At 42.7% G+C, this 11,757-nt stretch carries 5 protein-coding genes; 4 read left to right on the forward strand and 1 reads right to left on the reverse strand.

Annotated elements, in window-relative coordinates; translation table 11 throughout:
• Nucleotides 1-103: 103 nt before the first annotated feature.
• Entirely contained in the window at nt 104-652 is a 549-nt protein-coding gene (locus tag AAGR14_RS01675; protein WP_342646860.1) for a hypothetical protein, read from the reverse strand.
• A 780-nt stretch (nt 653-1,432) separates the two neighbouring features.
• Between AAGR14_RS01675 and AAGR14_RS01680 the strand changes: the two genes are divergently transcribed.
• The 4 genes from AAGR14_RS01680 (at nt 1,433) to AAGR14_RS01695 (ending at nt 11,753) form a co-directional block, all read left to right on the forward strand.
• On the forward strand, nt 1,433-2,143 hold the full coding sequence (locus AAGR14_RS01680; RefSeq protein ID WP_342646861.1) for a DUF1080 domain-containing protein: 711 nt from the start codon (nt 1,433-1,435) through the stop codon (nt 2,141-2,143).
• Nucleotides 2,144-2,354: 211 nt separating this feature from the next.
• Nucleotides 2,355-6,791, forward strand: a complete 4,437-nt coding sequence (locus AAGR14_RS01685) for a two-component regulator propeller domain-containing protein (RefSeq protein ID WP_342646862.1) — start codon at nt 2,355-2,357, stop codon at nt 6,789-6,791.
• Nucleotides 6,792-7,198: 407 nt separating this feature from the next.
• Nucleotides 7,199-8,449, forward strand: a complete 1,251-nt coding sequence (locus AAGR14_RS01690) for a hypothetical protein (protein ID WP_342646863.1) — start codon at nt 7,199-7,201, stop codon at nt 8,447-8,449.
• Nucleotides 8,450-8,522: 73 nt separating this feature from the next.
• Entirely contained in the window at nt 8,523-11,753 is a 3,231-nt protein-coding gene (locus AAGR14_RS01695; protein ID WP_342646864.1) for a TonB-dependent receptor, read from the forward strand.
• Nucleotides 11,754-11,757 lie beyond the last annotated feature (4 nt).

An 11,757-nucleotide genomic window follows, 5' to 3' on the forward strand; every position in this document is an offset into this window, starting at 1 on the left:
AGGCAGCGATAATGCAATCCCATTCATTCAATAGCCAAAAAGCAAAGGGCTTAGTTATTTAACTAAGCCCTTTGCTTTATAGGAGATACTTGATTAGTAATTGTTAGAAGTTGAAGTTATAAGCAACACGTAATACTACGTTGCTTACATAATCTCCTTTATGGTGAACATTCATGAAAGCTAACGAAGTTTCAAGTCTTGAAGTTTCGTAGCCAATGGCCGGAGCAATAACTTTACTAAATTTCGATTTGGTTTGAAGATTCAAATACGGATGCGCCGAAGCTAAACCAACCTCACCCATTAAATACCAGTTAGGAGTAAAGTAAGCTTTAGCACCTAATTTAAATGGAATTAATTTAAGGTCAGGCTGCATAACTGTTGCATTATTTTTACCTGGCAATAAGTAATATCCTGTGGTAGCAGTTAAACCAACGTTTTGTGTTAAATCGTATTGTAAACGTACTGTGCCGCCTACACCTGGATTGTAGTAAGTGCTTCCTGGGCTTGAGTTAAGCAAACCTTCTACACCAACGCTAATGTGCCATTGGTACTCACTGTAACGTGAATTGGCCGCACCAAGTAACTGTGCATAAGACGATTTACTGATGATAAACGAGCCTAATAGGATAAGTAAGGTGATTTTGATTTTCATGTAATGGCAAATTTGACTTTGATCTCCAAAATAACTATTTTTTTAACAATTTTATTGCAATAAATAACACTTATTAAAAAGTTACACAAGATAATAATAAATTTTTGAAATAGTTCTATTTTTTTTGACCCTATACCTAAGGCAGTAAATTTACGTTACCATTAACTTAAACGTTTTATTTTAGGCTAAATAGCAAGTATTTTAGATTAAAAAATTTTATCTATAGTAAAATACACCAAGAGTCCTCCTAATGAACTTAAATCGTCTTTCTAACCTTTGTAATCTTTTGCCATAAGCTGTAATCATTTATTGTCATCACTATTTGGCGCAAACTAACGTATTAATGAATTTTTTGTGTCTGCGCTTGTTAGCTGATAAACCTACTAATCATGAATTTGTTTAAAAGTCGCTAAAATTTTGTTACAACTGTAAAATGTTCATCCCTTGTAGGATATTATTGCAATGCTCATAATGTACCCGTTTGATTTTGGTTCGTAAGTTTAGGTAGTTTATATACAGGTATGAATAAGGATACACTCAAAACCTTAAAGCACCTGCGCAAAACGCAATATTCCATCCCTGTAGATGATGCAAAAGCAATCCTGAAGCACTGTTTATACTGAAGCAGGGATATGGACTGAAGATTTACCTCTTATGAGATACCCTCTGCTTGTAGCTTGCTTGTTACATCGAATTCAATTCTTGCCGATGCGGTTCTTGTTCTAATTGGTTAACTTCAATAATCCATTAAAGAAAGCTTGTCTGGGAATGAAAAATTTAATGCCGCTTGTAATTGCCATATCAGCAATACTGTTGTTCGGAAGTTGCACCGTACTAAAACATCAGCCTGTATATCAGTCTATATTTAATGGTATTAATTTGAACGGTTGGGAAGGCGATCCGGCTTATTGGCGGGTAGAGAATGGTGCTATTATTGGCGAAGTTACTCCGGCAACAATTTTAAAACGTAATACTTTCCTAATATGGCGCGATGGCACTCCCGGTGATTTTGAAATTAAGCTGCAGTACCGCATATCAGCCAGAGGCAACAGCGGTGTTAATTACCGCAGCGAAAAGATTGACACTTTGCTTTTTGCGCTTAAAGGTTATCAAGCCGATTTAGATGGTAAAGACAAATATAACTTAGGGTACCCGCGTTATTCAGGTCAGAATTATGAAGAACGGGGCCGGCAGTTTCTGGCTCTCCGCGGGCAAAAGACCTTGTTGACTTTTGGTAATAAGCCCAAGCTCCTGGATTCTATCGGCAATACGCTCGACCTGGTTAAGAACATCCGGCCCAATGACTGGAATGAGCTACGCATTGTTGCTAAAGGCAATCGCTTGCAGCATTACATTAACGGCGTATTGATGTCGGAGGTTATAGATGATGATACCAAGAATCGAAAGATGAGGGGTTGGTTGGGTGTACAGGTGCACGTTGGTCCGCCCATGAAAGTTGAATACCGTAACATATTATTGAAGGCATTGTAAATCAGATTCGTATAATTACTATTTATAAAAGCAGGCGGGGCATCTCATAAGCCCGGGCGTATAGTTTGCAAATACATTTTTATACTTGCTAATTATAGATTTTGTTACTTTGGTAAAACGTAATTCGAAAATTCTATTTCATTCCAATTATAAACACAAATAACAAAAAATTTTAGTTAAACGGTATAGCGCCGGATAAGGGAGAATGTATATGATGAGCGGCTGTACGGCACATAATATCACAAAGCGGCCTATACATTGGCTGTGGGTGCTGGCTTTAATTTGCTCTGCTGCCTACGGGCAAATCAAAACCGAAGTAACGCATTATTCAACTAAAGACGGTCTTTCGCACAATGGTGTAATTTGTATTACCCGCGACCGTGAAGGCTTTATGTGGTTCGGTACGTTCGACGGTTTAAACCGCTTTGATGGGCATAACTTCATTACTTACAAAAGCCGGCCGGGCGACAGTTCAAAGCTGCGGTCGAACAAAATACGCGACGTAGTCGAAGATAATACCGGCTATTTATGGATACTTACTTATGATTACAAGGTTTACCGCTTTGACAAAGCTACCGAGCAATTTGATCCTATATCCGATGGGCCATACCAAAGGTTGTTTACCAATAAAACGGTAGTTAAAAATATATTGCCTGATCAATTTAATGGTGTTTGGCTGCTTACTAAAGATAGCGGCCTGTATTATGTTAGCAGTAACCGGTCCAAGGTACCCATAGTAGCGCATTACAACATCCATGCAACCAATGCACTGCACATTAAAGGGAACATTGTAAAGTTTCATCACACGGATGCATCAGGTCGTATATGGTTGGGTACCGACCGTGGATTGAACTTGTTGGAGCGCAAATCCAATGCGCACTATGAAGTAGTACATTTTCATCCGGCACAAGAAAAGGTATTTTCATCCGGCGTATTTACAGCTGCTGCCATAAGGCCGGGTCATATTTATCTGGGTACTGCCGATGGGCGTGTTATTCAATATGATGTATCCCATCAATCTTTTCAAATTAATAAGTTGGTGTCTGGAGTCGCTATTAATGATGTTTACCAGGCTAAATCCGGAATCTTATACGTCTCAACCGAAGGTAAGGGGTTAATTAAAATATCACCGGGTAATTTTAATAAAGCTATATCGGCGGGACAGGATGCCGTATACCATTCTTTATATGAGGACCAGCAAGGAAACATTTGGATAGAACCCCAAAATGCGGGGGTGATTAAGTATAATCCTAATCAAAACGATTTCAAAAGCTTCGAGCAGAAAACCGATTACCGGGGCGCGGCACGTGATTATAAACTGCTTACTGATGTTAACGGAACGCTATGGGTTAGTATGAAAGGAGGAGGCTTTGGTTATTACAACCCGGCAACAGAAACCATTGATTACTTTTTCGACCAGCCTGGGTCGGCTATTCAGCAGTTTTCAAACGTGGTGAATTGCCTTTACGTTGATAAAACCGGCGTATTATGGATGAGCGGCAAAGACGGCGGTATCAACAAAGTGGTATCGTTAACCGACAGATTTAACTACCGTCGTCCCGTAGTACAGCCGCACAGCCGGTCTGAAAACGATGTGCGGGCTATGATGAAAGATAAGCAGGGGCGGCTTTGGGTATGTACTAAAGATGGTCGTGTACATGTTTACGATCATGAACGCGAAATAGATGTATTTGGCAAATCGGCAGGCAGCATCGGATTTGTATATTGTATAAAAGAAGATAGCAGAGGCCGCATATGGTTGGGTACTAAGGGCAATGGCTTATTTAAAGCGATGCCGTTGGGTGATGTTGATAAAACATCTTACCAGTTAACTCACTACGTAAATGATCCTGATAATCCGTACAGCATTAGCAGCGATATGTTGTATGCTATTTTAGAGGATAAAAAAGGCAGGATATGGATAGGCGCCTTCGGGACCGGCCTTAACATGCTAACTAACATGAATGGCAAAGAGGCTTTTTTGAATTGCAGCAATACTTTTCATGCTTACCCTTTTGAACAGGCCAAAGGTATACGCGATTTATGTGAGGATGGCCAGGGCCGCATATGGATTGCCAGTAGTTATGGTTTAGTTGTGTTTAATCCTAATGAGCCAAAAAATAAAGATTACAAGTTTACTTTGTTTGAAAAAAAGCCCGGCAATGCCGGTAGTTTGGGTAATAACAGTGTGCAATGTATTGTTAAAGACCAGAAAAGCCAAATTTGGCTGGGTACCTTTGGCGGCGGTATAAGTAAAGTAATTACCCGGGGGGCTGATTTAAATGCAACACGGTTCCAATCATTTACTACAGCCGATGGCTTGCCTAATGATGTGGTGTTGGCCATGACGGTTGACCATCATAACAACATCTGGCTGGCTACTGCCGGCGGGTTAGGTAAAATAGATGCCGGCAAGCAAACTATTCGTAGTTATGATCCTTTTAACGGCATTACAAAAACCAGCTTTTCGGAAGCTGCCTGTTTTACCGATAAGGATGGTATGCTCTATTTTGGGTGTCTAAACGGTTATATATCGTTTAATCCGCAAAATATTGTGCATAAGCGACTGCCAGCTAACATGGCACTTACCAACTTACAGTTGTATTATAAAAATATTTTACCGGCCTCCAAGGGTTCTCCGTTAAAAAGCACTATTGATGAAACGTCTGAAATTGTGCTCAACCACGACCAAAATGTAATTAGTATAGATTATACCGTGCTTGACCATCGCGACCTTACTAAAATAGCATATAGTTACAAGCTGGATGGCTTTGATAAATCATGGCACCAGGTAAGCGATTTACGTAAAGCCGTTTACACCAATATTCCCCCTGGTGATTACACTTTTTATGTAAAAGGGGTTAGTGCGGATGTTTTAAGCAATACGCCGTCAAGATCATTACACATTATAATCAGGCCGCCGTTTTATCAAACTTGGTGGGCTTATAGTATTTATATTTTGCTGGCTGTTTTGGCGGTGCTGCTGGCACATAATATAATCATTACTATGATTAGGTTACGCAATAAGGTAATTGTAGAACAAAAATTAACTGCAGTGAAGCTGGCTTTTTTTACCAACATATCGCACGAGTTGCGCACGCCGCTCACGCTGATAGCCAGTCCGCTGGAAGAACTGGCACATACCGAAAAACTATCTGAAAAAGGGCAGGAGTATTTTAAAATCATCAACCGTAACGTAAACCGCATGATTAGGTTTACCAACCAATTGCTGGATTTCCGGAAAATACAAAGCGGTAAAATGCCGGTGGAGATTCTGGAGACCGAGCTGGTAGCGCTTAGCAGCGAGGTGGCCGGCTTTTTTACAGCCATGGCCGAAGAGAAAAATATTAGCCTGCTGGTGCAAAATAACAGGAAAAATATCTTTGCCTGGGTAGATGCCGAAAAAATTGAGATTATTTTATACAACCTCCTTTCCAATGCCTTAAAGTTTTCTCCGCAGGGCAGTAGCATTGGGTTGAGTGTAGACGAATTATCTGAACAAGGATTGATACAGATCAAAGTTGCCGACGAAGGCCCCGGCGTAGCGCCCGAACATTTGGAGGATATTTTTGAAATTTACCACCAGGAGCATCACAGCAATGACCCGCATTTAAAAGGTACAGGTATAGGCTTGGCTTTAGCCCGTGGGATGGCGCAAAGTCATAAAGGTAAACTTTGGGCAGAGTTAAACCAGGCTGGCGGCCTCACTATTGTTCTGCAACTACAGGCCGGGCACGAGCATTTCAGTAAAGAAGAGCTTAGCAGTACCGGGCAACCTGTAGACGCAATTAACCCGGTAAATCATTTGATTGATTTGCAGGTTCCTGCTTTGCCTGCCAATCGCGAAACTGATACACATCCGGCGGTAATACTCATTGCCGAAGACAACCCCGACTTACGTAACTTTTTAGAAAATAAACTAAACAGCTTTTACCAGGTGTTAACGGCCGTAGATGGAGCCGAATGTCTTAAAATAGCTCAAACCACATCGCCAGATTTAATTATATCAGATATTGTAATGCCTAATATGGATGGTATCCAGTTGCTGGATGCGGTAAAGCAAGATCCTGGCATTAGTCATATTCCGGTTATTCTGTTAACAGCAAAATCATCGGTTGAAAGCCGCATACGCGGACTGAAGTATGGGGCAGATGTATACCTAACCAAGCCTTTTCAAAACGAGCTGCTAATGGCGTCTATAGACAACCTGCTCACCTCGCGCCGTCGGTTATTTGAGCGTTTTGCAAGTGTAGCCAGGCAAGCTGGAATTAATGAGGTGAATGACAGTGCTGTGCCGGTAACCACCACTAAAGACCAGGAGTTTTTAAAAGAAGTGATCCGCATTGTAGAAGAAAAACTGGGCGACCAAGCTTTCAATATTGATGAGGTAGCTTCGGCAATGGGCATGGGGCGCACCACCTTTTATAAAAAGCTGAAAGGCCTGTCTGCATTAAGTCCGGTTGAGTTTGTGCGCGAGTTACGACTTAAGCGCAGCAAGCAATTGTTAGATACAGGTGAACATACTGTATCTGAGGCTGGCTACCTGGCGGGCTTCAACAGCCTGGCTTACTTTAGCACCTGTTTTAAAGAAAAATATCAAACCTCACCATCCGCTTATTTAAAAAACAGTCGCCCCGAAAAGGCGTAGTCCATTTTAATTCCTCCCTCTAAGAAAAGCCTTTTCTGGTGCTGAAAACAAGCTTTTTGTCAAAAAGAGAAAGTATTCCGTCAATTTTTGAAAGCCAAAAAGTAATATTTCAGATAGGTTTGTCTCATAAACCAATTATAAAATTTGATGTGTTTAGCAGGCAGCCTTGCCGCTCTGCACATCAGCAAACTTAAAATTATGAGCAGACTTTTACACAGTTTGTATCAGGCTATTGCGGTAAGCGGAGGCATGATACTACACTACTTTACTGACGCTTATCATCAACAAAAAACGGCCAGGCTGCTTTGCGGCTAAATCAAATATTATTTACCTATCCCTTATCTAACAAGCTGCTGGAGCCGGGTTGTCGGCGCCAGCAGTAATTTTCTACAAAAACTAATATTTGAATGATGAAGCGTTTTTTATTCTTAATAATGATGGTGCTCGGTAACGGTGCTATTGCTCAGCAATTGGCTTTTCCGGGCGCAGAGGGTTTTGGCCGCTTTGCTTCGGGAGGACGCGGAGGCAGCATTTATCACGTAACCAATTTGAATGAAGCAGGCCCAGGCTCCTTTCGCGATGCTGTAAGTAAACCTAAACGTACCATTGTTTTTGATGTAGCCGGCGTTATTAAAATTACTGATAAAATTAAGGCAGCTGCCGATATCACCGTGGCCGGCCAAACAGCACCAGCACCGGGTGTTACGGTATATGGTAATGGCATTTCGTTAAGCGGTAATTCTATTGTCCGCCACATGCGCTTTCGTGGTAGTATTAATATGCCGCGCGGCGGGTGTACGTTAGTAGCAGATAGCTTGGATAAACTGATGCTGGACCATGTGAGCATCGAGTGGGGCCGCTGGGACAATCTGCATATTAAACACAGCACTAATGTAACCCTGCAATATTGCCTGATAGCCGAAAGCCTGGACCCGCAATGTTTTGGTGCATTGATAGAGCGCCCCGAGTTTGTCACCATTCATCACTGTTTATGGGCTGATAACCAAAGCCGTAACCCAAAAGCTAAAGCAAAAATTGAGTACGTTAATAATGTAGTTTATAATTGGGGTACCAGTGGTTTTGTAGGCGGGCACTCTGCCGAGCATCATTATCAGGATTTGGTTAATAACTACTTTATTGCCGGGCCTAACTCTACCGATAACTTTTTAGCCATGTTTACCGCAACAGATCATGTTTATCAGCGCGGCAATAAAGTGGATTTAAATAAGGATGGGCAGTTGAACGGCCGCGAAGTAACCATTCAGGATTTCGGTGAAAAAGGCGCTTCGATGCTTTCAAAGCCAACTTTGCTTACCAAAAGTAACCTTAAAATTAGCACGCCCGAGCAAGCCTATCAAACCGTTATTGCGCAGGCCGGAGCGGTTTTGTACCGTGATGCTGTTGACCAGCGACTGTTAGCTTACGTAATCAGTTTAGGTACACAAGGTAAAATATACCGCTCAGAAACTGAGGTAAATGGGCAGCCTGATATTACCCCAGGCCGTCTCAATAAAACAGATAAAGATGGTGACGGTATACCTGATGCCTGGGAGCAAACACATCAACTGAATGCCAGTAACGCAGAAGATGCGCAGCTAATTAACTCAGCTGGTTACTCCAACCTCGAAGAGTATTTAAACGGACTTACTAAAAAATAAAAATAAACACACCATTCTTTTGGGGCTGATGACTGACCAATCCCGGCCCTGTTTATAAACCAACCAACAAATTATGAGGAAAATTTATCTATTGATGATTGCACTGCTTTTTTGCGCACTCAACGCAAGTTACGCGCAAACCAGGGTAGTAACAGGTACCGTAACCGAAAACGGCAGCAACGACCCGCTGGCGAGTGTTACCGTGCAGGTAAAGGGCGGTAGCCAGGGTACTCAAACCAATGTAAACGGTAAATATCAGGTTAATGTGCCTACTAACGGGCCAGTTACGCTGGTATTTACGTCTGTGGGTTACAAAACGTTGGAAAGCATTGTACCTGCCGGTTTGGTGCTTGATATAAAAATGAGCATTACTGATAATGTGCTTGACCAGGTGGTGGCCATTGGTTACGCTACCGTTAAGCGTAAAGAAGTAACCGGAGCATCAGCGTCGGTAAGCGGCGACGAGTTGAAACTGTCACCCGTAACTACGGCTGCACAAGCATTAACGGGTAAAGCGGCAGGGGTTAGTGTAGTTACCCAAAGCGGTGCACCGGGTGCGCCAAGCAATATCGTTATCCGTGGAGCCTCTACCATTACGCAAGGCTCGGCACCGCTGTACATTGTGGATGGTTTCCAGATGGAGGATGCCTTGCGCGAGGTAGACATCAACGATATTTTAACCATTGATGTATTAAAAGATGCCTCGGCAACCTCTATATACGGTGCCCGCGGGTCTAATGGTGTTATTTTAATTACTACTAAATCAGGCCGTAAAGGCAAAACCGAAGTTAATTACAACGGCTATTATGGTATTGAGCGCCTGGGCAAAAAGGTGCCGGTAATGGGCGTGCTCGATTATACTAAATACGAGTATGAGCTGCAAACACTGGCAGGTAAGGAGTCGGCCTGGGCCACTTATTTTGGCGGTAATACAACCGACCCCGGTTTTTATACCGGTGCTTACAACTACATCAATTCTAATTACGCAAACCGCGAAGGTATTGACTGGCAGGATCTGTTATTTGGTGGCACCGCATCAAGCCAAAACCATAACATTAGCGTAAGCAGCGGTTCGGATAAAACAAAGTTTTTGCTCAGCTATAACAATACCGGGCAAAACGGCATTTTTGCCAAGCACGATTACCTGCGTAACGGTATCAGGTTAAAACTAAACCACGAAGTGATGAAAAACGTGGTCTTGGATTTTAACACCAACTACCAGGATACCCGTGTAAATGGCGGCGGCTCCTTGGGCGGCGCATTAAAGCTAACCTTGCTGCAGCCACCTACCGGCGGTACCCGTTACACTAACCAACAGTTAATCAGCAGCGATATCAGTAACGATTTTTTAGCGTACGACTCGCAGTATGATCTTTACAATCCCATCATTGTTAATGATGCAGTAACTGCAACCACTTACAACCGTCAGTTTACAGGTAACGCCGGTTTGGACATCGGCATCACTAAAGATTTAAAGTTCCACACGTTCGGCAGCTACCTATGGCGCCAGATCCGGTCAGATTCTTTTGACGATGGGCGTACCCGCACGGCACAAAATAACCTGGGGCCATATGGGTCGCGTAATAACAGCGAGCGGTATTCATGGCAGGTAACCAATACTTTAAACTGGGGGCACAGCTTTCATAGCCACAATGTAAACCTGTTGTTAGGCCAGGAGGCATACTACCTGCAATCGCTTAATTTGGATAACACGTATTACCAGTTTCCGGCCAATAACTTTGGTTTAAACAATGTAAGCCAAGCCAGCGGAAACACTAAAAACTCTTACGGTTCTAACTTAACCAAAAGCTCGTTGAGTTCTTTCTTCGGCAGAGCATCCTACAATTTTAAAGACCGGTATATTTTAAATCTTACTTTACGTGCCGATGGTTCGAGTAAATTCGGTCCCGAAAATAAATGGGGCTATTTCCCATCGGTAGCCGGTGCATGGCGTATCTCTGACGAAAGTTTTATGAAAAACCAAAACGTGGTTAGCGACATGAAATTACGCGTAGGTTATGGTACGGCAGGTAACAATAACATTGACGATTATTTTTATGTTACTGGCTATAGCGGTAATAGCTATGCTATTAACAAAACAAACTTTCAAACCTTAGTGCCGGGCTCTACAGTAGGTAACCCCGCCATTAAGTGGGAAACTACCAAATCAACCAACGTTGGTTTAGACCTCGATTTCCTGAAAGGGCGGTTTACTTTATCGGCTGATGTGTATAACAATGAATCGAGCGATTTACTCATCAAGGCAGCCATACCGCCTACCGCCGGTTATACCAGCCAATATCAAAACATCGGGTCTATCCGTAACCGCGGTATCGAGTTTGTGTTAGGGAGCAACAACATCGCTACCAAGCAATTCAGGTGGAAAACCAACTTCAATATTTCCTTCAACCGGTCTAAGGTGATGGCGCTTTACGGGCAAAGTGATCAGGATTATTTTATCAGCAATTACAATAGCCGGGTTGATTTCCTGGTTAAAGTAGGCCAGCCGCTGGGTCAAATTTATGGTTACCGCTACGCCGGGGTATATACCACTGATGATTTTACACAAAACGCTAGCGGTACCTACGCCCTTAAAGCTGGTGTGCCGCGTGCCAAATCGGCTAACATTGCTAACTTAAAGCCGGGTGATTTAAAATACGAAACCACCGCCGGCGAAAAAGATGCTAATGGTAACCCAGTATGGTCAACCAATGACCGTACGGTTATCGGTAATGCACAGCCTAAATTTCAGGGCGGTATGACCAACACTTTTAACTATAAAGGTTTTGATTTTACCGTGTTTATGAACTTTGCTGTGGGTAACAAAGTGTTCAACGCCAATACACAGCGTTTTATAGGGCCATACCTGCCAAACCAAAATACACTTACAGTGATGAATACGCGTTATACGCTGGTTGATCCTAACACTGGCAAAGAAACCTCAAACTTGGGTCGCCTGGCGCAATTAAATCCACAGCAATTTGACCCCAATGCTTTATGGAGCCTGCATGGCGATAATAAAATTGCCATCAGCGATGCACTTGATTATTATGTGGAAGACGGCTCTTACCTGCGTTTAAGTACCATTACCCTGGGCTATACCATTCCTAAAGCCTGGATGCAGAAAGTAAGGTTAACCCGGGCACGCCTGTACTGCACCCTAAATAACATCCATACTTTCACTAAGTACAAGGGTTATGACCCGGCCGTATCGGCCACATCAAGCATCTTAACTCAAGGTATTGATGATTCGGCTTACCCGGTTTCTAAAAGTGTAGTATTTGGTGTCAATGTTTCATTTTAAAAAA

Source organism: Mucilaginibacter sp. CSA2-8R, assembly GCF_038806765.1.
Taxonomy (GTDB): Bacteria; Bacteroidota; Bacteroidia; order Sphingobacteriales; family Sphingobacteriaceae; genus Mucilaginibacter.